The 22,768-nt window shown below is 67.4% G+C and carries 23 protein-coding genes; 17 read left to right on the top strand and 6 right to left on the bottom strand.

All coding sequences use genetic code 11. The features are described 5' to 3' along the window. Positions 1-180 precede the first annotated feature (180 nt). From AC1RTA_RS05345 to AC1RTA_RS05365, 5 genes are all read left to right on the top strand, one after another. Positions 181-2,886, top strand: coding sequence for a PAS domain-containing sensor histidine kinase (locus AC1RTA_RS05345; protein ID WP_492784154.1), 2,706 nt, complete (start codon positions 181-183; stop codon positions 2,884-2,886). 4 nt (positions 2,887-2,890) lie between these two features. Continuing rightward, the gene (locus tag AC1RTA_RS05350; RefSeq protein ID WP_492784155.1) at positions 2,891-3,541 is read left to right on the top strand and encodes a response regulator transcription factor; all 651 of its coding nucleotides are present in this window, start codon (positions 2,891-2,893) and stop codon (positions 3,539-3,541) included. 186 nt (positions 3,542-3,727) lie between these two features. Then, a complete protein-coding gene (locus tag AC1RTA_RS05355) occupies positions 3,728-4,456 on the top strand; it encodes a (Fe-S)-binding protein (RefSeq protein WP_014236670.1) in 729 nt (242 codons plus the stop codon). Between the two features lie 65 nt (positions 4,457-4,521). Continuing rightward, on the top strand, positions 4,522-5,934 hold the full coding sequence (locus AC1RTA_RS05360) for a LutB/LldF family L-lactate oxidation iron-sulfur protein (RefSeq protein WP_492784156.1): 1,413 nt from the start codon (positions 4,522-4,524) through the stop codon (positions 5,932-5,934). Between the two features lie 14 nt (positions 5,935-5,948). Continuing rightward, a complete protein-coding gene (locus AC1RTA_RS05365) occupies positions 5,949-6,602 on the top strand; it encodes a LutC/YkgG family protein (RefSeq protein WP_014236672.1) in 654 nt (217 codons plus the stop codon). Here the strand turns inward: AC1RTA_RS05365 and AC1RTA_RS05370 are convergent. Then, positions 6,599-8,125, bottom strand: a complete 1,527-nt coding sequence (locus tag AC1RTA_RS05370) for a cyclic-di-GMP receptor FimW-related protein (protein ID WP_492784157.1) — start codon at positions 8,123-8,125, stop codon at positions 6,599-6,601. The two genes, AC1RTA_RS05365 and AC1RTA_RS05370, sit on opposite strands and share 4 nt — an antisense overlap. Before the next feature lie 269 nt (positions 8,126-8,394). Here AC1RTA_RS05370 and rpsP point away from each other — a divergent pair, with 269 nt between their 5' ends. Genes rpsP through rplS form a run of 4 tightly spaced genes read left to right on the top strand, consistent with a single transcriptional unit; the run spans position 8,395 to position 10,436 of the window. Continuing rightward, positions 8,395-8,646, top strand: coding sequence for a 30S ribosomal protein S16 (rpsP, locus tag AC1RTA_RS05375; RefSeq protein ID WP_014238523.1), 252 nt, complete (start codon positions 8,395-8,397; stop codon positions 8,644-8,646). Positions 8,647-8,652: 6 nt separating this feature from the next. After that, positions 8,653-9,201, top strand: a complete 549-nt coding sequence (gene rimM / locus AC1RTA_RS05380; RefSeq protein ID WP_014238522.1) for a ribosome maturation factor RimM — start codon at positions 8,653-8,655, stop codon at positions 9,199-9,201. A gap of 37 nt (positions 9,202-9,238) precedes the next feature. Continuing rightward, positions 9,239-10,048, top strand: a complete 810-nt coding sequence (gene trmD, locus AC1RTA_RS05385) for a tRNA (guanosine(37)-N1)-methyltransferase TrmD (RefSeq protein ID WP_130459058.1) — start codon at positions 9,239-9,241, stop codon at positions 10,046-10,048. 16 nt (positions 10,049-10,064) lie between these two features. Then, positions 10,065-10,436 carry a 50S ribosomal protein L19 gene (rplS, locus tag AC1RTA_RS05390; protein ID WP_014238520.1) on the top strand — a complete coding sequence of 124 codons (372 nt, stop codon included), beginning with the start codon at positions 10,065-10,067 and terminating at the stop codon, positions 10,434-10,436. 215 nt (positions 10,437-10,651) lie between these two features. On the opposite strand, the gene folE2 is transcribed toward rplS, so the two are convergent. From folE2 to AC1RTA_RS05410, 4 genes are all read right to left on the bottom strand, one after another. Continuing rightward, positions 10,652-11,449 carry a GTP cyclohydrolase FolE2 gene (gene folE2 / locus AC1RTA_RS05395; protein ID WP_130459057.1) on the bottom strand — a complete coding sequence of 266 codons (798 nt, stop codon included), beginning with the start codon at positions 11,447-11,449 and terminating at the stop codon, positions 10,652-10,654. Positions 11,450-11,542: 93 nt separating this feature from the next. Further along, entirely contained in the window at positions 11,543-13,396 is a 1,854-nt protein-coding gene (gene dxs, locus AC1RTA_RS05400) for a 1-deoxy-D-xylulose-5-phosphate synthase (protein ID WP_492784189.1), read from the bottom strand. Between the two features lie 43 nt (positions 13,397-13,439). Then, positions 13,440-14,348 (bottom strand): polyprenyl synthetase family protein, encoded by a 909-nt coding sequence (locus AC1RTA_RS05405; protein WP_492784158.1) that lies wholly within the window; start codon positions 14,346-14,348, stop codon positions 13,440-13,442. 47 nt (positions 14,349-14,395) lie between these two features. Continuing rightward, positions 14,396-14,662: an exodeoxyribonuclease VII small subunit gene (locus AC1RTA_RS05410; RefSeq protein ID WP_492784159.1), complete on the bottom strand. Its 267-nt coding sequence runs from the start codon at positions 14,660-14,662 to the stop codon at positions 14,396-14,398. Positions 14,663-14,808: 146 nt separating this feature from the next. Here AC1RTA_RS05410 and AC1RTA_RS05415 point away from each other — a divergent pair, with 146 nt between their 5' ends. The 5 genes from AC1RTA_RS05415 to AC1RTA_RS05435 all read left to right on the top strand — a co-directional run bounded on the left by AC1RTA_RS05415 (position 14,809) and on the right by AC1RTA_RS05435 (position 18,612). Then, entirely contained in the window at positions 14,809-15,918 is a 1,110-nt protein-coding gene (locus tag AC1RTA_RS05415) for an aromatic ring-hydroxylating oxygenase subunit alpha (protein WP_014238515.1), read from the top strand. A 110-nt stretch (positions 15,919-16,028) separates the two neighbouring features. Next, the gene (locus AC1RTA_RS05420; RefSeq protein WP_130459055.1) at positions 16,029-16,886 is read left to right on the top strand and encodes a DMT family transporter; all 858 of its coding nucleotides are present in this window, start codon (positions 16,029-16,031) and stop codon (positions 16,884-16,886) included. A gap of 93 nt (positions 16,887-16,979) precedes the next feature. After that, the gene (locus AC1RTA_RS05425) at positions 16,980-17,336 is read left to right on the top strand and encodes a SpoIIAA family protein (RefSeq protein WP_492784160.1); all 357 of its coding nucleotides are present in this window, start codon (positions 16,980-16,982) and stop codon (positions 17,334-17,336) included. Further along, entirely contained in the window at positions 17,336-18,184 is an 849-nt protein-coding gene (locus AC1RTA_RS05430; RefSeq protein WP_492784161.1) for a sulfurtransferase, read from the top strand. Before AC1RTA_RS05425 ends, AC1RTA_RS05430 begins: the two co-directional genes overlap by 1 nt. Continuing rightward, on the top strand, positions 18,151-18,612 hold the full coding sequence (locus AC1RTA_RS05435) for a DnaJ family domain-containing protein (RefSeq protein ID WP_492784162.1): 462 nt from the start codon (positions 18,151-18,153) through the stop codon (positions 18,610-18,612). The genes AC1RTA_RS05430 and AC1RTA_RS05435 overlap by 34 nt, the downstream gene beginning before the upstream one ends. A 7-nt stretch (positions 18,613-18,619) precedes the next feature. Here the strand turns inward: AC1RTA_RS05435 and queG are convergent, their stop codons facing one another. After that, the gene (queG, locus tag AC1RTA_RS05440; protein ID WP_492784190.1) at positions 18,620-19,738 is read right to left on the bottom strand and encodes a tRNA epoxyqueuosine(34) reductase QueG; all 1,119 of its coding nucleotides are present in this window, start codon (positions 19,736-19,738) and stop codon (positions 18,620-18,622) included. An 18-nt stretch (positions 19,739-19,756) separates the two neighbouring features. On the opposite strand from queG, the gene tsaE reads away from it, so the two are divergent. The 3 genes from tsaE (at position 19,757) to AC1RTA_RS05455 (ending at position 22,749) form a co-directional block, all read left to right on the top strand. Further along, positions 19,757-20,284, top strand: coding sequence for a tRNA (adenosine(37)-N6)-threonylcarbamoyltransferase complex ATPase subunit type 1 TsaE (tsaE, locus tag AC1RTA_RS05445; protein ID WP_492784191.1), 528 nt, complete (start codon positions 19,757-19,759; stop codon positions 20,282-20,284). Next, on the top strand, positions 20,233-21,600 hold the full coding sequence (locus tag AC1RTA_RS05450) for an N-acetylmuramoyl-L-alanine amidase (RefSeq protein WP_492784163.1): 1,368 nt from the start codon (positions 20,233-20,235) through the stop codon (positions 21,598-21,600). The genes tsaE and AC1RTA_RS05450 overlap by 52 nt, the downstream gene beginning before the upstream one ends. A 225-nt stretch (positions 21,601-21,825) precedes the next feature. Continuing rightward, positions 21,826-22,749 (top strand): bifunctional riboflavin kinase/FAD synthetase, encoded by a 924-nt coding sequence (locus tag AC1RTA_RS05455; RefSeq protein ID WP_492784164.1) that lies wholly within the window; start codon positions 21,826-21,828, stop codon positions 22,747-22,749. Positions 22,750-22,768: the final 19 nt, after the last annotated feature.

The following is a 22,768-nucleotide window of genomic DNA, read 5'->3' on the forward strand; positions in this document are numbered from 1 at the left end:
AGCCTACGGGATGGGTCGGGAGGGCGCCAATTCGGGTTATCCCGCAAGCCGCCATTATCCCATCGCCGCACCCCTCGCCGGGCCGCCGAGCCACTGCCCATGCGATACTCAGGGTAAACACCAATGGCCCGGCGCTTGTACGGGCAGCGAAGATTGAGACCCGAATTGCCTCCCAGCGCCATGCCGGACCGCGCCGAACCTGCCTCCCTGCCGTATAAAGCCGCCGTTGCCCGGGGCGGGTGGTACTGGCTCGTCCCCTACCTGGCCATCGTCCTCTTCGCCCTCACCATGTTTGCCCTGGTGGGCTACATCGACAAGCGGGATGCTGACGAGCGCCGCGCCATGGTGGAGCGGGACATGCAGTGGGCCGACCAGACCCTGCGCCTGCACCTCACCGCCAACCAGGATTTCCTCGTCCAATTGGGCCGCAACCTGGCCGACGGCGTGCTCGACTACGAGGACTTCCAGATCCGCGCCGCCCAGCACCTGGCCAACAATCCGGAACTGTCGGTGGTGCTGTGGGTGGACCCCAAGGGCAAGGTGCAGTGGGTGGCGCCCTTCGAGGCCACCGAATGGGTGGCCGGGGAAAGCCTGGACCCGACCCAGCAGGACCGCCTGGCCGAAGCCCTGCGCGGCGGCCGGCCCCTCTACGGCAGCACCTACCGCAACCGCCAGGGCGCCGCCTACTTCGATCTGACCATCCCGGTGCAGCGCTGGCGCGAGGACATGGGCGCCATCGTCGGCATCTACAGCACCGACGGCCTGCTGCGCCATCCGGTGCCCACCTGGTTCACCGAAAAATACCGCCTCACCCTGGAGGACGGGGAGGGCAAGGAAGTGGCGGCCAATACGGCGGTGCGCCCCACCAGCAAGGAGCTGGCCTACCGCCTGACTCTGGAGCCGCCGGCCAACGGTCTTTCCCTGCGGGCCATTGCCTACGCCACCGACGACGCCTGGTCCCGCACCCTGCCGCCCCTGGTGATCGGCGCTTTGACCCTGGCCCTGATCTGGAGCCTGGCCCTGCTGCGGCGCGACGTGCAGCGCCGCCTGCAGGCGGAGAAGGAGCGGGACCGGCTGTTCTCCCTGTCCCTCGGCCTGCAGTGCATCGCCACCCTGGAAGGCAAGCTGCGCCGGGTCAATCCGGCTTTCGAGCGGGTCCTGGGCTATCCCCTGGGGGAGCTGCGGGACAAGTCCCTGCTGGACTTCGTGCACCCGGACGACATGGCCCTGGTGGTGGACATGCTGCGCCATCTGGCGGAAGGGGCGGCCCAGGAATTCGAGTGCCGCTTCCACAGCGCCAACGGCCAGGACAAGTGGTTGCTGTGGAGCATCAATCCGGTGCCGGAAGAGAAGCTGCTCTACGCCGTGGCCCACGACATCACCGACCGCAAGACCACCGAGCAGGCCCTCACCGACGAATACGCCTTCCGCAAGGCCATGGAGGAATCCGTGTCCACCGGCCTGCGGGCCATCGACATGGAAGGCCGCATCATCTACGTGAACCCGGCCTTCTGCCGCATGCTGGGCTGGAGCGAGGCGGAGCTGCTGGGTCTCAAGCCCCCCTTCCCCTACTGGCCGCCGGAACACGCCCGCCAGCTGGCCACCAACATCGAGCTGACCCTGGCCGGCCAGGCCCCCGCCAAGGGCTTCGAGCAGCGGGTGATGCGCAAGAACGGCGAGCGCATGGACGTACGCTTCTACATTTCCCCCCTGATCGACGCCAACGGCAAGCAGACGGGCTGGATGGGGGCCATGACCGACATCACCGAGCCGAAGCGGGTGCGGGGCGAACTGGAACGCTCCCAGGAGCGCTTCATGGCGGTGCTGGACGGTCTGGATTCGGCGGTGTACGTGGCCGACGCCAAGAGCGACGAAATCCTCTTCGGCAACCGGGCCTTCAAGAGCATCTTCGGTTTCGACGCCGTCGGCCGCAACTGCTGGGAGGTGACCGAAGCCTGCCGGCCGCCGGTGGGCGCCTTCGACTGCGACCTGCGCCTGCTCTCGCCGGAAGTGCTGCCGCGCCAGCTGTTCGACGGCGAGGTGCAGAACAGCCTCTCCGGCCGCTGGTACCACCTGCACGACCGGGCCATCCGTTGGGTGGACGGCCGGGTGGTGCGGGTGCAGATCGGTACCGACATCACCGAGCGCAAGCAGATCGAGGAAGTGAACCTGCAGCAGCAGAAGCGCCTGGAGCAGACCTCGCGCCTCATCACCATGGGCGAAATGGCCTCCTCCCTGGCCCACGAACTGAACCAGCCCCTGGCCGCCATCGCCAACTACTGCATGGGCTGTGTCAAGCGCATGAAGGGCGGCGCCGCCAAGCCGGAGGAGCTGCTGGGGGCCATGGAAAAGGCCAGCTTCCAGGCCGAGCGGGCGGGCAAGATCATCCGCCGCATGCGGGAGTTCGTGAAAAAGAGCGAGCCCAACCGGGGCCAGGTGCTGCTCGGCGACATCGTCGAGGAAGCCCTGGGCTTCGCCGAGATCGAGGCGCGCAAGCAGGGGGTGAACATCTGCGTGGACCTGCCGCCGGACCTGCCACCCCTGTTTGCCGACCGCATCATGATCGAGCAGGTGCTGCTCAACCTGGTGAAGAACGGCATCGAGGCCATGCGCGACACCCTGCCGGCGGAACGCCGATTGACGGTGTCCGCGACCCTCCCGGACAATCACAGCCTGGAGGTGGCGGTGGCCGACCGGGGCCACGGCCTCGGCAGCACCACCGCCGAGGAACTGTTCGCCCCCTTCTACACCACCAAGCCCGAGGGCATGGGCATGGGCCTGCCCATCTGCCGGTCCATCATCGAGTACCACAAGGGCCGCCTGTGGGCCGACGCCAATCCGGGCGGCGGCACCGTTTTCCGATTCACCCTGCCTTTGGAGGAATGAGGCCATGACGCAACACAACAGCCAGGAGAGCGCTGCCGTCGCCTCAACCCAGTGTGTCTACGTGGTGGACGACGACGAGGCCATGCGCGATTCCATGGTCTGGCTGATCGAGTCCGAAGGCTATCCGGTACGCGCCTTTCCCAGTGCCGAGGATTTTCTCGCCGCCTACACCGACGGCCTGGCCGGCTGCCTGGTGCTGGACGTGCGCATGCCCGGCATGAGCGGCCTGGAGCTGTACGAGCGGCTGGCGGCCCAGCGTTCCACCCTGCCGGTGATCTTCATCACCGGCCACGGCGACGTGCCCATGGCCGTGGCGGCCCTGAAGAAGGGCGCCGCCGACTTCATCGAGAAGCCCTTCAACGATACGGACATGCTGCGCCTGATCCGCCAGTGCATGGACCTGGATACGGAACGCCGCGCCCGCCGGGCCCGGGAAAATTCCGTGGCCAGCCGCCTGGCCCAGCTCACCGCCCGGGAGCGGGAGGTGATGGACCGGGTGGTGGAAGGCAAGCTCAACAAGCAGATCGCCGACGAGCTCAACATCAGCATGAAGACCGTGGAGGCTCACCGGGCCCGGGTCATGGAAAAGATGGGAGTGCGCTCCCTGGCCGAACTGGTGCAGTGCGCCCTGGAGTCGAGCCAGGCCGAACGCTGACGGGGCATGGCCGGGGAGGCAGACGGGACGGACCTGCCGGCGGTGCCTGCCCCGACAGGGCCGTGTTGACTGGGCCCTGGCTTGGGAGTCCAATCGCCCCCTGCCCCGGAAACGGGGATTTCCCCAATTTCATCTTGCGGGCCGGCGCGCTATCGTGGCGCCAACACTGCCCGGGAAAGAACCGTCATGCGCGTTGCCCTCTTCGTCACCTGTCTGGCCGACCTGATGCGGCCCAATGTGGCTTTTGCCGCCCTGAAACTGCTCAAGCTCGCCGGCTGCACCGTCGAAGTCCCCGAGACCCAGACCTGCTGCGGCCAGCCCGCCTACAACTCCGGCGACCGGGCCACCGCCCTGACCCTGGCGCGCAAGGTCATCGACGAGTTTGAAGGCTACGAATACGTGGTGCTGCCCTCCGGCTCCTGCGCCGGCATGATCCGCGCCCACTACGAAGAACTGTGCAAGGACGATCCTGCCCTGCTGGCCCGGGCCAAGAAGCTGGCGGCCTGCACCTATGAACTGACCGACTTCCTGGTGAATGTGGCCAAGCTGGAAAGTGTGCCCGGCGATTTCGCCGGCAGCATCACCTACCACGACTCCTGTTCCGGCCTGCGGGAACTGGGCATCAAGCAGCAGCCCCGCCAGCTCCTCGGCAAGATGGGCCAGGTGGAAATCAAGGAAATGAGCGAGGCCGAGACCTGCTGCGGTTTCGGCGGCACCTTCTCCCTCAAGTTTGGCGACATCTCCACCAAGCTGGCCGACAACAAGTGTGAGAACGCCTGCGCCACCGGAGCCGACGCCATCGTCGGCGGCGACCTGGGCTGCCTGCTCAATATCGAAGGCCGCCTGCGCCGCAAGGGTGACCGCAAGACCCAGGTGCTGCACGTGGCCGAAGTGCTGGCCGGCAAGCTCGACTAGATTCCGTTTCACCCCGGCCCCGGCTGCCGCCGGGCGCCCTTCTTCCGCCCTCATCAGGATCCGCCATGGAAATCCATTCCAACGACTTCAAGGCCCGGGCCCGGGAGGCCCTGGCCAATCCCAACCTGCAGAAGGCCCTCAAGCTGGTGCAGGTGAAGTTCGTCCCCGGCCGGGCCGCCGCTGCCGCCGAGTTCGGCGACTTCGAGGCCCTGCGCGATGCCGGCCGCGACATCCGCAACCGGGCCCTGGAAAACCTGGACCTGTGGCTGGAACGCTTCGAGCAGGAGGCCACCCGCCGCGGCGCCCGGGTGCACTGGGCCAGGGACGCGGCCGAGGCCAATGCCATCATCGTCGGCATCGCCCAGGCCAACGGCGTGAAGAAGGTGGTCAAGTCCAAGTCCATGGTGAGCGAGGAGTGCGGCCTCAACGACGCCCTGGAGGCGGCCGGCGTGACGCCCGTCGAGACCGATCTGGGCGAGTACATCCTGCAGATCAACGACCACGAGCCGCCCTCCCACATCGTCGCCCCGGTGATCCACAAGACCCGGGACGAGGTCTCCGACCTGTTCCACGCCAAGCACGGCAAGCCCCGTACCGAGGACATCGGCGCCCTGTGCCGGGAGGCCCGGGAAATCCTGCGGCCCCACTTCCTCTCCGCCGACATGGGCATTTCCGGCGCCAACTTCCTGGTGGCCGAGACCGGCTCCACGGTGATCGTCACCAACGAGGGCAACGGCCGCCTGTGCACCACCGTGCCCCGCATCCACGTGGCCCTCACCGGCATCGAAAAAGTGGTGCCGACCCTGGAGGACCTGTCGGTGCTGCTGCGCCTGCTGCCCCGTTCCGCCACCGGCCAGCCCATCACCAACTACGTTTCCATGAACACCGGCATTGCCGGCAATGGCGATAGCGACGGCCCGGAGCAGTTCCACATCGTCCTGCTCGACAACGGTCGCTCCCGGGTGCTGGGTTCCGAGCTGAAGGAGATGCTGCGCTGCATCCGCTGCGGCGCCTGCATGAACCACTGCCCGGTGTACCAGGCCGTCGGCGGCCACGCCTACGGCTGGGTCTATCCCGGTCCCATGGGTTCGGTGCTGACCCCCTCCTACGCCGGCATGGAGCACGCCCACGAGCTGCCCCACACCGCCACCGGCTGCGGCCAGTGCAGCGCCGTCTGCCCGGTGCGCATTCCCCTGCCCGAACTGATGCGCAAGGAGCGGGAAATGCAGGTGGAGGCCGGCCTGCGGCCCTGGCAGGAGCGCCTTTCCCTCAAGCTGTGGGGCTGGAGCGCCAGCCAGTCCTGGCTCTACGGCATCGGCACGGCCATCGCCGCCCGCTTCCTCAAGCGCCTGGGCGGCGCCGACAAGCTGATCCACCGCCTGCCCCTGGGCGGCGGCTGGACCGACGGCCGGGATTTCCCGGCGCCGGCGGGCAAGACCTTCCGCGAGCTCTACCGCGCCCGCAAAAACCTGCACTGATAGGAGCTGCACCGATGAGTTCCCGCGACCTGATCCTCTCCCGCATCCGCGCCTCCATCGGCCGCGGTGCCCCGGCCGACGGTGCCGTGCTGGCGCCCCATCTGGCGGCCCGCACCCGGGGCCCCGCCCCCGGCGGCGCCTGGCGCGACAGCCGGGAAGGCCTGCTGCAGCGCTTCACTGAACGGGCCACGGCCCTCGCCTCCACGGTGGAACGGGTGCCATCCTGGGCCGAAGTGCCGGCGGCGGCCGCTGCCTATCTTATTGCCCGGGAGCTGCCGACCCGGGCCGTGTGCTGGCCCTCCCTGGCTGACCAGGCCTGGGCCGGCGCTGGCCTGCAGGTGGAGGCCCGTCCCTCCCGGGGCGACGATCTGGTGGGCATCACTTCCACCTTCTGCGCCGTGGCCGACACCGGCACCCTGATGCTGCTCTCCGGCGCCGACACCCATGCGGCCACCAGTCTGCTGCCGGAAACCCACATCGCCGTGGTGCCGGTGGAACGGGTGGTGCCCCTCATGGAAGACGGTTTCGCCCTGCTGCGGGCGGAAAAGGGCGAGGCGCCCCGGGCCGTCAATTTCGTCTCCGGCCCCTCCCGCACCGCCGACATCGAGCAGACCGTGACCCTCGGCGCCCACGGGCCTTACCGGGTGCATCTGATCCTGGTGGGCTAGTCCGGCTGTTCCTCGACGGCGATGGAGAAAATCTCCACCCGGGCCGTCTGTTCGTCCAGGCTGGTGGTGCGCACTTCCTTGATTTCCAGGTTGTCCCGTTCCACCAGCAGTACGAAGCGTCCCTGGTCCGCCGGCAGCAGCCCGGCCGGCGTCACCAGGGAGTCGTTGGGCCGCAGGCCCGGAACGGCGGGCAGGACCAGGACATGGGGGTGGGCGCTGGCATTCTCGCCGGGCAGGGCGATGGTGGCGGGCAGGGCCTTGGGGGCCAGGATCTGCAGGCCGATCTCCAGGTGCTCCGGATTTTCCGAGAGGGCCCAGCGCACGATGCAGGCCTGCCAGCCGCCGCGGCCCGGCGGGTGGTTTTCCGGCTTGAGGGCCACCACGTCGCCCACTTCCAGCTTTTCCGAGGTGCCGGCAAGGTGCATCAGGGCGTAGCCGTCCGGGCTCTCGTTGGTGATCATCCAGGAGGAACCTTCGCCTTCTTCCAGGGCAGGGCCGCGCAGCAGGCCGGCCAGGGGTTCCAGGCCGGCGTGCAGGGTCACCCGGTAGCTCTGGCGCCGGCGCGGGAAGCGCCGCCGGGCCGGGTTGCCCCAGAAGCGGATGAGGCGGCGCAGGACGCTGCGCCCGCTCAAGGTGGCGGCGAATTCGGGCAGTTCGCTGGTGCCCGTCCGCTGGCTGCCGGATTCCAGGGTGTGCAGCTGCCGCTCGAGGAAATGGGCCAGCTGGTCGCAGGAGAACCACAGCACCGGCGTTTCCGGCGGCGGCAGGCGGCGGGCCAGAGCCACGGCCGGGCTGTCCCGGTTGGGATCGATCCAGAACAGGCCCCGGTGGCGCTCGTCGGTGATGCTGAGGAATTCCAGCCGGTGTCCGTGCCGTTGGGCGATGTCGGCAATGAATTCCAGTTCCCGGGCGCTGAAGGAGGCCGGCTGGGCGCAGGCCAGGAGCAGGGTGCTGGCGTATTCGTTCTCGATGCTGGAGGCGGTGCCTTCGGGCAGTTGCCCCTGCAGGCCCCGTTCCCGGGCCAGGGCGTAGGTGCGGTGGGCGGCTTCCCAGATGCCGACGGCGGCGGGGGAGGCTACCAGGGCGCTGATCAGCAGGTGCTGCTTGAGCAGGTGCTGGGCGCGCCAGAGAATCACGTCCTGGGGCTGGCGCAGGCCCTTCACCAGGTGTTCGTCCACCTGGTCCTGCAGAATGGCAAGGAAGTTGCGGGCCAGCAGTTCCAGCAGTTCCTGGGCGGACTTGACCAGGGCACGCAGCTTGCGCGGCAGGGGCAGGCCGGCCTCATCCAGGCTGGGGGTCAGCCGGGCCACCGCGGCAACGCTGCGGGCGTGGATCAGGTCCAGGACCCGGTGGCGCTGCTGGGCGCTGGCCGCTGTGTCCTCCATGGCCAGCAGGTGGCCCTTGAGGGTCGTCAGCTCCTGCCCCAGGTCGCCGGACGGCGGCAGTCCCAGCCATTCGATGATGGCGGTGATGCCCAGGGGGGGCGGCGCGGTTTCCGGGGGAACGGAGGACGGTTCGCTCATGGCGTGGTCGGCTAGGGGCGGCGGCGCCGGCTCAAGGGCGCCCGCGGGAGTGTAAAGGTGCGTGGATTATAGCGTGCCGTGTCGCCATCTCCAGGGATTTGCCCGACAGGCGGGCGTTTCCGGGGAGTTCCCGGCCGCCAGGCGGCGGGGGCGGGGCGGATTTGCTTCCCGTTTCCGCCGGGGCAAAGTAGGGGCTTGTTTTATTGCTTGTTTTGCCGCGGTTTATTGTTATAATCTTGCCCTTTTTCTGATTTCGGAAGAGAACAACGATGGTTGTCATTCGCCTTGCCCGTGGCGGCGCCAAGAAGCGCCCCTTCTACAACATGGTGGTTACCGATTCCCGTAACCGTCGCGACGGCCGTTTCGTCGAGCGCGTGGGTTTCTACAACCCCGTGGCCTCCGGTAATGCCGAAGGCCTGGTGATCAAGATGGATCGCCTGACCTACTGGACCGACAACGGCGCCCAGCTGTCCCCGACCGTGGCCCGCCTGGTCAAGCAGTTCGCTGCCAAGGCTGCCTGATAAAGCGTGACGGCAACTGATACCAACCCGGTCATCGTCCTGGGGAAGATCACCGTCCCCTACGGTATCCAGGGCTGGGTCAGAATCCACCCCTTCGCCGACGATCCCCTCGCCTGGGCCAAAATGCCCGAGTGGTGGGTGGCAACGGAGAAGGGGGACGGGGCGGCCGAAGTGCCTTTGGCACAATGGCGCTCCTGCAAGTTGAAGCAATGCCGCTGGCACGGAGACGGGCTGGTTGCAAGGCTTGAAGGCGTTGACGACCGGAATGCCGCCGAGGCCCTGCAAGGGTTTCTGGTGGGCGCTCCCCGGGAAGCGATGCCGGCTACGTCGGAAAACGAGTTTTACTGGACCGATCTGATCGGTCTGGACGTGGTCAATACCCGCGACGAGAAGCTGGGCCAGGTGGTCGGGCTGATCGAAACCGGGGCCAACGACGTGTTGCGCGTCGCCGCCGAAGACGGGGAGGAGCGTCTGCTGCCCTTCGTTGCCGCGGTGGTGCTGGCGGTGGAGCAGGCTGACCACCGCATTCGCGTCGAGTGGGAAAAGGATTGGTGAAAGTCCGCCCGGCTTCGCCTCCGAGGATCGGTTGAGCGTGCGTTTCGACGTCGTCACCCTCTTTCCGGAGATGTTCGCCGCCCTGGCCAACTTCGGCATCAGCCGTCGGGCCCTGGAGGACGGGCGCTGGGTGTTGAACACCTGGAACCCGCGGGATTTCACCGACAACAATTACCGGACCGTGGACGATCGCCCCTATGGCGGCGGCCCGGGCATGGTGATGCTGCCTGAGCCTCTGGAAAAAGCCATTGCGGCGGCCAAGGAGTCCCAGCGGCAGAATGGGGTGGCCCAGCCCCGGGTGATCTATCTGTCACCCCAGGGCCGTCCCCTGACTCACGCCAGCGTCATGCGGCTGAAGGAAGAAGCGGGTCTGATCCTGCTTTGCGGCCGCTACGAGGGAGTGGACGAGCGTCTGATCGAACGCTGCGTTGACGAGGAAGTGTCGATCGGGGATTTCGTCCTCTCGGGCGGCGAGATTCCGGCCATGGCCCTGATGGATGCCGTGGTGCGGCAATTGCCGGGGGTGCTTAACGATGCCACCTCGGCCGAGCAGGACTCCTTCGTGGACGGACTGCTGGATTGCCCCCATTACACCCGCCCCGAGGTGTATGCAGAAATGCCGGTGCCGCCGGTGCTGTTGTCCGGCCACCACAAGGACATTCGCCGCTGGCGACTGAAACAGTCGCTGGCGCGGACCCGGGAGCGTCGCCCGGAGCTGTACGCCAAATGGCTGACGCAACAGACCGAGGGAGGCAAAAAGCTTTCCAAGGAAATTACGCAACTCCTCGGCGAACTCGAAAGAGAAGCGCAAGCGGAGCAATGCGGTGAGATGAAAAGCAGTTCTTAACTTAGGAAGTACTCACATGAACCTGATTGCACAACTGGAACAAGAAGAAATCGCCCGCCTGACCGCCGGCAAGACCATCCCCGAATTCGCCCCCGGCGACACCGTGGTGGTTGGCGTGAACGTGGTGGAAGGTACCCGCAAGCGGGTCCAGGCCTACGAAGGCGTGGTCATCGCCAAGCGCAACCGCGGCCTCAACTCCGCTTTCACCGTGCGCAAGATTTCCTCCGGCGAAGGCGTGGAACGGACTTTCCAGACCTACTCCCCCCTGATCGCTTCCATCGAAGTGAAGCGTCGCGGCGACGTGCGTCGTGCCAAGCTGTACTACCTGCGTGACCGTTCCGGCAAGTCCGCCCGCATCAAGGAAAAGCTGGTCCTCAAGCGCGGCTAAGCTGTTTGGCCGTTGCCATGAAAAGGGCGCCGCAAGGCGCCCTTTTTTTATGCCTGAATTCCTCCGGCGCTACTTCTTCTTGCGCCAGGGACATTTCTTGCAACCCTTCTTGCAGCACTTGCCTGACATTGCAGCTCCTCGGCTTGGTGTCCCGCCCCGGGGACTCGCCGGATTAGTCAGTCGTTATCAAGAATGGTTCGCAATGTTTTGCGCTATCAGGCGCGCTTGTCCTTCTCGATCAGGGCGTAGGCGGAGTGGTTGTGGATGGACTCGAAGTTTTCCGATTCCACCACGTAGTGGTCGATGCGGGGATCTTCGTTGAGGCGGGCGGCCACGTCCCGCACCATGTCCTCGACGAACTTGGGATTGTCGTAGGCCCGCTCGGTGACCCACTTCTCGTCCGGCCGCTTGAGCAGGCCGAACAGTTCGCAGGAGGCCTGGGCTTCCACCATCTGCACCAGGTCCTCGATCCAGAGGAAGGCGTTGAGGCGGGCGGTGACGGTGACGTGGGAGCGCTGGTTGTGGGCGCCGTAGTTGGAGATTTCCTTGGAGCAGGGGCACAGGCTGGTCACCGGCACCACCACCCGCACCGTGGAGGTGATGCGGCCGTCGGCGATTTCGCCGATCAGGGTGACGTCGTAGTCGAGCAGGCTCTGCACGCCGGAGACCGGGGCGGTCTTGGCGATGAAGTAGGGGAAGCTCATCTCGATGTGGCCGCTGCGGGCCTCCAGGCGGGCGGCCATGGCCTGCAGCATGGTGGGGAAGGATTCCACCGAGATTTCCCGTTCGTGACTGTTGAGAATCTCCACGAAGCGGGACATGTGGGTGCCCTTGAAGTTGTGCGGCAGGCCCACGTACATGTTGAAGCTGGCCACCGTGTGGCGCACGTCGCCGCCCTTGTCGCGGATTTTCACCGGATGGCGGATGGCCCGGATGCCCACCTTGTTGATGGCAATGCGGCGGGTGTCTTCGCTGTTCTGGACGTCGGGAATGGGAGTCTGGGAAGTAGTCATGGCGGGCTTATCTGCAGTGGGCCGGGCGGAGAGGCAATCGGGATGCGCCTTCCAGCCGGGCGGTGAGCCAATGGGGGCGCGCTTTCCCGGCCTTCAGGCGGGCAGCCGTTGCTGCACCTGGCGGACGATGCCGTCCACGTCCAGGCCCAGCCCGGCCAGCAGCAGGTTCTGGTCGCCGTGGTCGATGAAATGGTCGGGCAGGCCCAGGCGCAGCAGGGGCACGGTCAGGCCCATCTCTTCCAGGGCCCGGGCCACTTCGCTGCCGGCGCCGCCGATCAGGGCATTCTCTTCGACGCTGACCAGCAACTCGTGGTTCCGCGCCAGCTCGGCCAGCAGCTCCCGGTCCAGGGGTTTGACGAAGCGCATGTTGGCGACGCTGGCATCCAGAACGTCGCCGGCTCCCAGGGCCGCCTGCACCATGCTGCCGAAGGCCAGCAGGGCCACGCCCTTGCCCTGGCGCCGGATCTCGCCCTTGCCCACGGGCAGGGCGGTGAGGGCCGTTTCCGGCGTCACGCCGCTGCCGCCGCCGCGGGGATAGCGCACGGCGCTGGGGCCGTCGATGCCCATGGCGGTGGTCAGCATCTTGCGGCATTCGTCTTCGTCCGCCGGGGCCATGATCACCAGGTTGGGGATGCAGGTCATGAAGGAAAGGTCGAAGGCGCCGTGGTGGGTGGCACCGTCGGCGCCCACCAGGCCGCCCCGGTCGATGGCGAAGACCACCGGCAGATTCTGCAGGGCCACGTCGTGCACCAGCTGGTCGTAGCCTCGCTGCAGGAAGGTGGAGTAGATCGCCACCACCGGCTTCAGGCCTTCGCAGGCCAGGCCGGCGGCGAAGGTGACGGCATGTTGCTCGGCGATGCCGACGTCGAAATAGCGTTCCGGGTACAGCTCGGCAAAGCGCACCAGGCCGGAGCCTTCGCCCATGGCCGGGGTGATGCCCACCAGGCGCGGCTCGGCCGCCGCCATGTCGCACAGCCAGTCGGAGAAGACCTGGGTGTAGGTCAGCTTGCCGCCGCCCTTGCCGCTCTGGATGCCCACTTCCGGCTGGAACTTGGAAACCCCGTGGTAGAGCACCGGGTTGGCCTCGGCCAGCTTGTAGCCCTGGCCTTTCTTGGTGATGACGTGGAGGAACTGGGGCCCCTTGAGACCCTTCAGATTCTGCAGGGTGGGCACCAGGGCATCCAGGTCGTGGCCGTCGATGGGGCCGATGTAGTTGAAGCCCAGCTCCTCGAACAGGGTGCCCGGGGTGAGCATGCCCTTGACGTGCTCCTCGGCCCGTTTCGCCAGTTCCAGCAGGGGCGGGGCCACGCCCAGCACCTTTTCGCCGGCGCGGCGGGCGGCGGAGTAGAGGCCGCCGGAGAGCAGGCGGGCCAGGTACTTGTTCAGCGCGCCCACCGGGGGCGAGATGGACATGTCGTTGTCGTTGAGGATGACGAGCATGTTGGCGTCGGCGACACCGGCGTTGTTGAGGGCCTCGAAGGCCATGCCGGCGGACATGGCGCCGTCGCCGATGATGGCCACCGCCTTGCGGTTCTCCCCCTTCTGCTTGGCCGCCAGGGCCATGCCCAGTGCGGCGGAGATGGAGGTGGAGGAGTGGCCGACGCCGAAGGTGTCGTAGGCCGATTCGCAGCGCTTGGGAAAGCCGGAGAGGCCGCCGTGCATGCGCAGCTTGGCCATGCCGGCGCGGCGGCCGGTGAGGATCTTGTGGGGGTAGGTCTGATGGCCCACGTCCCACACCAGCCGGTCTTCCGGGGTGTCGAAAACGTAGTGCAGGGCGATGGTCAGTTCCACCGTGCCCAGGTTGGAGGAGAGATGGCCGCCGGTGCGGGACACCGATTCGACGATGAAGGTGCGCAGTTCTTCGGCCAGCTGGGGCAGCTGGCGCTTGTCCAGGCGGCGCAGCTGGGCCGGGCTGTCGATGGTGTCTAGCAGGGGTGTGGCGGTCATCATGGTGCGGCGCTCGAATTCGGTGGATGCGCGAAGGCCCGCTCTAGAACTTGCGGGTCGTGATGTAGTGGGCCAGTTCGATCAGGCGCCGGGCTCGGGGGCCGAAGCCCTCCAGGGCGCCGAGGGCGTCGCGGCGCAGGTCGTCGGCCAGCTGGCGGGCCGTTTCCAGGCCCAGCAGGCGGACGTAGGTGGGCTTGTCGGCCGCCTCGTCCTTGCCGGCGGTCTTGCCCAGGGTGGCGGTGCTGGCGGTGCAGTCCAGGATGTCGTCCACCACCTGGAAAAGCAGGCCGGCGCGCTTGGCGAAGGCGTCCAGACGCTCCAGTTCGGCGGCGCTCAGGGGCGTGCCGCAGTGGGCGCCCATGAGTACGGCGGCGCGGATCAGCGCCCCGGTCTTCAGGGCGTGCATCAGTTCCAGCTGGGGCTGGTCGAGGCTCTTGCCGACGGAGGCCAGGTCGATGGCCTGGCCCCCGGCCATGCCGCAGGAGCCGCTGCCGTGGGCCAGCAGGCGCACCAGTTCCAGGCCCTGGGCCGGGCTCGGCCAGGGCTGGGCGGCCAGGATCTCGAAGGCCCGGGACTGCAGCGCATCCCCCACCAGCAGGGCGGTGGGCTCGTCGTACTGCACGTGGCAGGTGGGGCGGCCCCGGCGCAGCACGTCGTCGTCCATGCAGGGCAGGTCGTCGTGCACCAGGGAATAGACGTGGATCATCTCCACCGCGCAGGCGACGCAGTCCAGGGCTTCCGCCGTGGCCCCGCACAGTTCGCCGGCGGCGAAGGCCAGCAGGGGGCGGACCCGCTTGCCGCCGCCCAGGGCGCTGTAGCGCATGGCGTCATGCAGGACTTGGGGGATGGTCTCGGCGGCGGGCAGGAAGCGGCCCAGGGCGGCCTCGGTGCGGGCCTGGGTCTGGGCCATCCAGTCGGGGAAGGGCAGGGCGGAAGCGTCGGAAGATGCCATGGGAAAACCTGGAGAAGAGGTGCGAAGGCGCAGGTGGGGCCGTGCCTTCAGGCCTCGGGGCTGTTCAAGTCCTTCAGTGTACCGCTTTCCAGGACCTGCACCCGCTGTTCCGCATCGGCCAGCTGGCCCTGGCACAGTTTCAGCAGTTCGACGCCGCGCTTGTAGGCGGACAGGGATTCTTCCAGGGACAGGTTGCCGCCTTCCATGGCCTGGGCGATGTGCTCCAGGTCGGCGAGGGCTTCTTCGAAGGAGGGGGAGGAGGGAGAGCCGGGAGGGGTTCCGGTCTGGCCGCCGGCGCTGGTGGAAGCGGGCATGGGCGATTGATCCATATCAATAACCGGTGGAAATGCAAAAAATACCGTATCACGGGGCTTTTGGTCAAATTTGCGCCGGGGTAGAATCCCGCCTTCTTTGATTTTGCTTCATTTTTCACCCATTGCCTTTTTCCGGAGGTGTGGACATGTCCGACATCGCATCCAGCACCAAACTGGCTCCTGCCGTTAGCCAATTCCCCGTCGAATGGTATTTCGACGAAAAAATGTTCGAATTGGAGATGAAACTCTTCTTCGAGCAGGGCCCGGGGTACGTCGGCCACGAGCTGATGGTGCCCAATGTGCACGACTACCGCACCATGGAGTGGCGCGACCACGGCCGCATGCTGGTGCGCCAGCCGGACGGGGTTTATGACATGTCCAACATCTGCCGCCACCGCCAGGCCATCATGCTGCAGGGCAGCGGCAATGCGGAGCACATCGTCTGCCCGATCCACCGCTGGACCTACGACAGCGAAGGCAGCCTCAAGGGCGCGCCCCACTTCCCCGCCAATCCCTGCCTCAACCTCAACAAGCGCAAGCTGGATTCCTGGAACGGCCTGCTCTTCAAGGGTCCGCGCAACGCCCAGGCAGACCTGGCCGGGATGAACGTGGCCGGCGAGTTCGACTTCACCGGCTACAAGCTGGACCGGGTCGAGATGCACGAGTGCAACTACAACTGGAAGACCTTCATCGAGGTGTACCTGGAGGACTACCACGTGGTGCCCTTCCACCCCGGTCTGGGCAACTTCGTCACTTGTGACGACCTGACCTGGCAGTTTGGCGAGTGGTATTCCGTGCAGAAGGTGGGCATCACCAACCTGGACAAGGTCGGCTCCGCCCCCTACGGCCGCTGGCAGAAGGCGGTCAAGGACTTCTACGGCGCCCGGGGCGAGCAGCCCAAGCAGGGCGCCGTGTGGCTGACCTACTACCCGAATGTGATGGTGGAGTGGTATCCCCACGTGCTGGTGGTGTCCACCCTCATCCCCCAGTCGGTGAACAAGACCATGAACGTGGTGGAGTTCTACTACCCCGAGGAAATCGTCGAGTTCGAGCGGGAATTCATCGAGGCCGAGCAGGCCGCCTATATGGAAACCGCCATCGAGGACGACGACATCGGCGAGCGCATGGACCGGGGCCGCTGGCAGCTGCTCAAGGAGGGGCGCAACGAAGTGGGCCCCTACCAGTCCCCCACCGAGGACGGCATGCAGCACTTCCACGAGTTCTACCGCCGCATCGTCGAGCCCCACCTGAAGTAGAATTCTCCCAGCCCAAGCATCGGGGCGCCTGCGGGCGCCCCTTTTGTTTCCCCCGCGCCGGTTTCTGCGGCGCCGTTTTTCCGGCTTCATCGCTGAAGGATTTCCTGCCCATGCAATCCCTGTGGATGGTCGCCGCCGCATTCCTGTTCGCCTGCATGGGCGTGTGCGTCAAGCTGGCGGCCGAGGCGGGCTATTCCCCGGCGGAAATCGTCTTCTACCGCAACGCCATCGCCCTGGCCCTGATGAGCGCCTCCATGCTCTGGGGACGCCTCGATCCGCGCACTCCCCACTGGAAATTCCAGATCTACCGGGGCGTCTCCGGCTTCATCTCCCTCATGCTGTACTTCTACGCCATCGCCTGGCTGCCCCTGGCGACGGCGGTGACCCTCAACTACACCTCGCCCCTGTTTCTGGCCCTGTTCCTCGCCGGTCTCTCCGGCGCCCGCCTGCCCGCCAGCCTGGTGGGTGCCCTGGTGGCCGGCTTTGCCGGGGTGGTGTTGCTGCTGCAGCCCACCTTCCATGCGGACCAGCTGGCCGGCGGCCTGATGGGCCTGGCTTCCGGCGTCCTCGCCGGCCTGGCCTATTACAACGTGCGCGAACTGGGGCAGAAGGGGGAGCCGGAGTGGCGCACGGTGTTCTACTTCTCCCTGCTGTCCACCCTCGGCGCCGGCCTGTGGATGCTCTTCTTCCGCTTTCATCCCCTGACCCTGCGCGGCGCCGGCCTGCTGCTGGGGGTCGGCATCTTCGCCACCCTGGCCCAGCTGGCCATGACCCGGGCCTACAGCCGGGGCCGCACCCTGGTGGCAGCCAGCCTGGCCTACACGGCGGTGGTCTTCGCCAGCCTGTTCGGCATGCTCTTCTGGGGCGAGGTGCTTTCCCTCGCCGCCTGGCTGGCCATCGCCATCATCGTCCTCTCCGGCATGGCCGCCACCCGCTTCTCCCGGGCCAATCCGGCGGAGCAGGACTAGGCCGGCACCAGGCGCCGCCGGGCCCGCCCATGGCTGCGCTGGTCGCCCCATTCCAAGTTAAACTCATATCCACATAACAACACGGAGCAAGCCATGATCGTTACCGACCACCAGGACAACCTGGTTTCCGTCGCCGTTTTCGGTGAATTCACCCTGGCCGACTACAAGGAGTTCGAGGAGCTGGTGAATTTCAAGGTGAAGTTCGAAGGCCCGGTGAATCTCTTTTTCGATCTGCGCCAGATGGCCGACGTGACCCTGGACACGGCCCTGGAGGAAATCCGCTTCTCCAAGGCCCACGCCAACGATTTCGAGCGCATCGCCGTCATCACCGAGAGCCAGTGGGTGACCTGGAGCGCCTGGCTCTCCCGTGCCTTCGTCGATGCCAGCATCCGCGTCTTCTCCGACGAAACCGAAGCCAAGGCCTGGCTGGCCGAGCAGGACGTCATCTGATGCCTGCGGCCATCCACACCACCCTGGTGGATGGGGCCACCCTGGCCGCCCGCCTGGGCGATCCGGCCTGGGTGGTGGTGGATTGCCGCCATGATCTGGCCGACCCGGCCGCCGGGGAGGCCGCCTACGCCCGGGGGCACATTCCCGGAGCCGTCTTCCTGCATCTGGACCGGGACCTTTCCTCTGCGAAAAACGGCCGCAACGGCCGCCATCCCCTGCCTGATATCGCCACCCTGGCCGCCGCTCTGGGCCGGGCCGGCATCGGCCCCGGGGTCCAGGTGGTGGCCTACGACGACTGCGGCGGCATGATGGCCGGGCGCCTGTGGTGGCTGCTGCGCTGGCTCGGCCACGAGGCCGTGGCCCTGCTGGACGGCGGCCTGCCTGCGTGGACTGCCGCCGGCGGCGCCCTGAGCACCGTGATGCCCGAGCCTGCCGCCCGCACCTTCACGCCCGCGCCCCGGGACTGGGTGCTGGACGCCGACCAGGTGCTGGCCGGCCTGGGCCGGCCGGACCGGGTCATCGTCGATGCCCGGGCGCCGGACCGTTTCCGCGGCGAAAACGAAAGCATCGACCCGGTGGGCGGCCATATCCCCGGCGCCCGCAACCGCTTCTTCCGCGACAACCTGGGGCCCGACGGCCGCTTCAAGCCGGCCGATCAGCTGCGCCAGGAATGGATGGCGACCCTGGCCGGCGCTGCGCCGGAACAGGTGGTGCACCAGTGCGGCTCCGGCGTTTCCGCCTGCCACAACCTGCTGGCCATGGAAATCGCCGGCCTGCCCGGTGCCCGGCTCTACGCCGGCTCCTGGAGCGAGTGGTGCGCCGATCCGGCACGGCCGGTGGAGCGCTGAAGGGCCGGGCGGTGCTGGCCTTCGAATTGCTGGCGGAACAGCGCATCAACGAGGCCCTGGCCAAGGGCGAGCTATCGGACCTGCCCGGCAGCGGCCAGCCCCTGGAGCTGGGCGACGACCTGCTGGTGCCGGAAGACCAGCGCCTGGCCCAGCGCATCCTCAAGAATGCCGGCTACATCCCGCCGGAAGTGGGGCTGCGGCGGGAGATCGCCCAACTGCGTGCCGAACTGGAACTGCTCGACGAGGTGGAGCGCGGTACCGCCTGGCAGCGCCTCTGCCTGCTGATGAGCCAGCTGAGCCTGGCCCGTGGCGCCGCCATCAATCTGTCCCTGGAAGATCGTTACTGGGAGCGCCTCAAGGCGCGCTTCGCCGGTAGCGTGGGGGACGGGAAGAAGAGGGGCGACGGAGGCGACGGCCCCGCCGCCTGAAGAGGCCTCAGACGCCGCCTGCGGGCGGCGTTTTCTTTTCCAGCTGCCGCTCGGCCCAGGCCACGTGCTCCCGCACCACGGCGGAGTCGTCCTCCCGGCGGGCGGCCAGGGCCGCCCTGGCTTCCTCCGTCGCCGGGCCGTTGCCCAGGGCCACGGCGATGTTGCGCCGCCAGCGTTCAATGCCGATGCGGCGGATGGGGCTGCCGGCCATGCGTTCGAGGAAATCCGCCTCGCTCCAGGCCATCAGGGTCGAGAGCCGCGCCGCATCCAGGCCCTGGCGGGGGGTGAATTCCACATCGCCCTGCTGGCCGAAGCGGTTCCAGGGGCAAAACAGCTGGCAGTCGTCGCAACCGTAGATGCGGTTGCCCAGCAGGGGCCGCAGCTCTTCGGGGATGGGGCCGTCCAGCTCGATGGTCAGGTAGGAGATGCAGCGGCGGGCGTCCACCTGGTACGGAGCGACGATGGCCCGGGTCGGGCAGATGTCGATGCAGCGCGTACAGGCGCCGCAGTGATCGCTCACCTCGGCATCCGCCGGCAGGGGCAGGTCGGTGTAGATTTCGCCGAGGAAATGCCAGGAGCCCTCCCGGGTCAGCAGCAGGGTGTGCTTGCCGCGCCAGCCCAGGCCGGACTTGCGCGCAAATTCCACCTCCATCACCGGGGCCGAGTCGGAAAAGACCCGGTAGCCGAAGTCGCCGATCTCGGCCTGCAGCCGGTCCGCCAGCTTCTGCAGGCGGTTGCGGATGACCTTGTGGTAGTCCCGCCCCAGGGCGTAGCGGGAAACATAGCCCAGGGCCGGATCGGCCAGCACCTGCTCGGGCTCGGCGCCCCGGGGCAGGTAGGGCAGGCGCACCGAAATGACGGTCTGCACGCCGGGCACCAGCTGGCCCGGATCGAGCCGCAGGGGGGCGTGTTTGGCCATATAATCCATGCTCCCGTGGCGCCCCTGGTCGAGCCAGGCCAGCAGCCGCTGCCCGGCCTCGCCGATCTCGGCCCGGCCGACGGCCACCTCGGCAAAGCCCAGTTCCCGGCCCCAGCCCTTGAGGCGGGCGGCCAGTCCGGGCCAGTCCGGGGCCGCTCCTCCCGCCGCCGCCGGGCGGGCGGGGGTGCCGGCTCCCGTTTGCTGCATTTCTTCCGTTGGTTCCATATGCCCGATCATAGCGAATCTGCTGCCCAATCCCTTAATCCAGGCCAAAGTCTGCTGCTGGCGAACGAAGCGGCGACCCAGGCCCTGGGGGCCGCCCTGGCCCAGGCCGCCGGGCCGGGCCTGGTGATCTACCTGGAAGGGGACCTGGGGGCGGGCAAGACCACCCTGGTGCGGGCCCTGCTGCGGGCCCTGGGCCACACCGGTCCGGTGAAGAGCCCGACCTACGCCTTGGTTGAAGTTTACAAACTTTCGAGCTTATACTTGTATCACTTTGATTTTTATCGTTTCGAGTCGCCGGAAGAGTTTGTCGATGCTGGGTTGGATGATTATTTCCGCCAAGGGGCCCTGTGCCTCGTGGAATGGCCGGACAAAGCCGCGGGCTTTGTGCTGCCGCCCGATCTCGTCCTGGCTTTCCGCTTCCGCGACGATGACGGCCGTGATCTCCTGCTGCAACCCCATTCTCCGGGAGGTGAGCAATGCGTAAACGCTCTCATGTCCCGCCTGTCGAGCGCCGCCGGGCCCTGCTGAAGGCCGGCGGGGCCGCCCTGGTCCTGCTCGTCACGCCCCTGGCCCGGGCCGCCGCCGGCAAGTCGCCCTCCATTCTCTCGGTGCGGGTGTGGCCCGCCGCCGATTACACCCGGGTCACCCTGGAGCATGACGCCCCGGGTGGCGCTCCCCTGAAGTTCACCCAGTTCTCGGTGAAGAATCCCGAGCGTCTGGTGGTGGATATCGAGGGCATCGAATTCAACAGCGTCCTCGACGGCCTCTCCAACAAGGTGGCGCCGGACGATCCCTACATCAAGCTGCTGCGGGCCGGCCGCTTCAAGCCCGGCGTGGTGCGCCTGGTCATGGAGCTGAAGACCGAGGTGCAGCCCCAGGTCTTTTCCCTGAAGCCGGTGGGCGAGTACGGCAGCCGGCTGGTGCTGGACGTCTATCCGGCCAATCCGCCCGATCCCCTACTGTCCCTGCTGGACAAGAAGGACGGCGACGGGCTGGATGCCATCGCCGAGGCCGGCCGGCGCGAACCGGTGGCCGAGGCGCCGTCCCAGACCCAGCAGGCCCCGGGCCGCGCCCAGGAAGCCCGGCCGGCGGAACCGGCCAAGCGCAACACCAAGCCGGTGGTGGATCGTCTCGTCACCATCACCCTGGACCCGGGCCACGGCGGCGAAGACCCGGGGGCCGTGGGCAAGGGCGGCAGCCACGAGAAGGACGTGGTGCTGTCCATCGCCAAGCGCCTGAAGGCCAAGATCGACGCCGAGCCCAACATGCGGGCCGTGCTGACCCGGGATTCGGACTTCTTCGTGCCCCTGCACATGCGGGTGCAGAAGGCCCGCCGGGTCCAGGCCGACCTCTTCGTCTCCATCCATGCCGACGCCTGGATCAAGCCCGATGCCCGGGGTTCCTCCGTGTTCGTGCTGTCCGAGCGGGGCGCCTCCAGTTCCCAGGCCCGCTGGCTGGCCCAGAAGGAAAACGAGGCCGACCTCATCGGCGGCGTGAACATCGGCGTCAAGGACCCCTTCCTCGCCCGCACCCTGCTGGACCTTTCCCAGACCGCCACCATCAACGACAGCCTCAAGCTGGGCAAGGCCGTGCTGGGGGAGCTGGGCGGCATCAACGCCCTGCACAAGGCCACCGTGGAGCAGGCCGGCTTTGCCGTGCTGAAGGCGCCGGACATTCCCTCGATCCTGGTGGAGACGGCCTTCATCAGCAATCCGGAAGAGGAAAAGCGCCTCAACGACGACGCCTACCAGGACCGCATGGCCGAGGCCATGCTCAAGGGCATCCGCCAGTACTTCGCCAAGAATCCGCCCCTGGCCAAATCCAGGCTGGCCCGGCTCGACTGAGCCAAAGTCCCCACTGTCTCTGACGCCTGCCCGGAGAGGCAGGCGGGACGGCCTTTGCAGGCAGGTCATGCCGTCCAGGGCCGTCCCTTCTGCCCTGGCGGGCAGCCCCCTGTGGCGGTTCTCTCCCGGAGCGGGCGGCGGTGCCGCAGGACGGGGGTAAAACCGTTATAATTCAGCCTTTTTTCGCGCCCCGCCCGGGGCATAAGAAGGATTCCGGCTTCCACCATGCTCGTCCTGCGCGGCGTTAAAACCCCGGCCCCCAGTGCCACGGTGCTGACCATCGGCAATTTCGATGGCGTGCATCTTGGCCACCAGGCCCTGCTTGCCCGCGTCGGCCAGGCTGCCCGGGCCTGCGGCCTGCCGGCGGCGGTGCTGACCTTCGAGCCCCATCCCCGCGAGTTCTTCGACCCGGCCTCGGCCCCGGCCCGGCTCACCACCCTGCGCGAGAAGCTGGAACTGCTGCAGAACTACGGCGCCGACCTCACCTGCGTCAGCCCCTTCAACACCGTCTTCGCGGCCCTGACGGCGGACGAGTTCATCGAGCAGGTGCTGGTGCGCTGTCTCAAGGTGCGCCACCTCATCATCGGCGACGACTTCCGCTTCGGCGCCCGCCGGGCCGGCGATTTCGCCCTGCTGCAGGCCGCCGGCGCCTCCTTCGGCTTCCAGGTGGAGGCCATGGAGAGCGTGGTGCAGGGCGGCGAGCGGGCTTCCAGCTCCGGCGTGCGCGAGGCCCTGGCGGCCGGCGACATGGCCCGGGCCGCCCGTCTCCTGGGCCGTCCCTACAGCATCGACGGTCGCGTGGTGCACGGCCAGAAGCTGGGGCGCCAGCTGGGCTTTGCCACCGCCAACATCCGCATCAAGCACAATCCCCTGCCGCTCACCGGCGTCTTCGCCGTGAGCGTCACCGGCGTCGCCGGCCGGCCCCTCAACGGGGTGGCCAACCTGGGGGTGCGCCCCACCGTGGGCGGCCAGCTGCAGCCCCTGCTGGAAGTGCACCTCTTCGATTTCGACGGCGACATCTACGGCGCCCACCTTTCCGTTTCCTTCCTGCACAAGCTGCGGGACGAGATGAAATTCCCCGACTTCAACGCGCTCGTGGCCCAGATCGGCCAGGACGCGGAAGCCGCCCGCGCATTTTTCCAGCGTTAAGAAAACCTTAGGCATTTGA

The organism is Azospira sp. MPR-E4, from assembly GCF_058809645.1.

Bases quoted from the DNA above. Each gene is read 5' to 3' on its own strand.
- rplS (WP_014238520.1), top strand. From the start codon at position 10,065: ATGAACCTGATTGCACAACTGGAACAAGAAGAAATCGCCCGCCTGACC.
- AC1RTA_RS05365 (WP_014236672.1), top strand. From the start codon at position 5,949: ATGAGTTCCCGCGACCTGATCCTCTCCCGCATCCGCGCCTCCATCGGC.
- AC1RTA_RS05345 (WP_492784154.1), top strand. From the start codon at position 181: ATGCCGGACCGCGCCGAACCTGCCTCCCTGCCGTATAAAGCCGCCGTT.
- queG (WP_492784190.1), bottom strand. From the start codon at position 19,738: ATGCAGCAAACGGGAGCCGGCACCCCCGCCCGCCCGGCGGCGGCGGGA.
- AC1RTA_RS05370 (WP_492784157.1), bottom strand. From the start codon at position 8,125: ATGAGCGAACCGTCCTCCGTTCCCCCGGAAACCGCGCCGCCCCCCCTG.
- rpsP (WP_014238523.1), top strand. From the start codon at position 8,395: ATGGTTGTCATTCGCCTTGCCCGTGGCGGCGCCAAGAAGCGCCCCTTC.
- AC1RTA_RS05420 (WP_130459055.1), top strand. From the start codon at position 16,029: ATGCAATCCCTGTGGATGGTCGCCGCCGCATTCCTGTTCGCCTGCATG.
- AC1RTA_RS05360 (WP_492784156.1), top strand. From the start codon at position 4,522: ATGGAAATCCATTCCAACGACTTCAAGGCCCGGGCCCGGGAGGCCCTG.
- AC1RTA_RS05425 (WP_492784160.1), top strand. From the start codon at position 16,980: ATGATCGTTACCGACCACCAGGACAACCTGGTTTCCGTCGCCGTTTTC.
- AC1RTA_RS05410 (WP_492784159.1), bottom strand. From the start codon at position 14,662: ATGCCCGCTTCCACCAGCGCCGGCGGCCAGACCGGAACCCCTCCCGGC.
- AC1RTA_RS05350 (WP_492784155.1), top strand. From the start codon at position 2,891: ATGACGCAACACAACAGCCAGGAGAGCGCTGCCGTCGCCTCAACCCAG.
- dxs (WP_492784189.1), bottom strand. From the start codon at position 13,396: ATGACCGCCACACCCCTGCTAGACACCATCGACAGCCCGGCCCAGCTG.
- AC1RTA_RS05415 (WP_014238515.1), top strand. From the start codon at position 14,809: ATGTCCGACATCGCATCCAGCACCAAACTGGCTCCTGCCGTTAGCCAA.
- tsaE (WP_492784191.1), top strand. From the start codon at position 19,757: ATGCCCGATCATAGCGAATCTGCTGCCCAATCCCTTAATCCAGGCCAA.
- AC1RTA_RS05455 (WP_492784164.1), top strand. From the start codon at position 21,826: ATGCTCGTCCTGCGCGGCGTTAAAACCCCGGCCCCCAGTGCCACGGTG.
- AC1RTA_RS05450 (WP_492784163.1), top strand. From the start codon at position 20,233: ATGCGTAAACGCTCTCATGTCCCGCCTGTCGAGCGCCGCCGGGCCCTG.
- AC1RTA_RS05430 (WP_492784161.1), top strand. From the start codon at position 17,336: ATGCCTGCGGCCATCCACACCACCCTGGTGGATGGGGCCACCCTGGCC.
- AC1RTA_RS05405 (WP_492784158.1), bottom strand. From the start codon at position 14,348: ATGGCATCTTCCGACGCTTCCGCCCTGCCCTTCCCCGACTGGATGGCC.
- folE2 (WP_130459057.1), bottom strand. From the start codon at position 11,449: ATGACTACTTCCCAGACTCCCATTCCCGACGTCCAGAACAGCGAAGAC.
- AC1RTA_RS05355 (WP_014236670.1), top strand. From the start codon at position 3,728: ATGCGCGTTGCCCTCTTCGTCACCTGTCTGGCCGACCTGATGCGGCCC.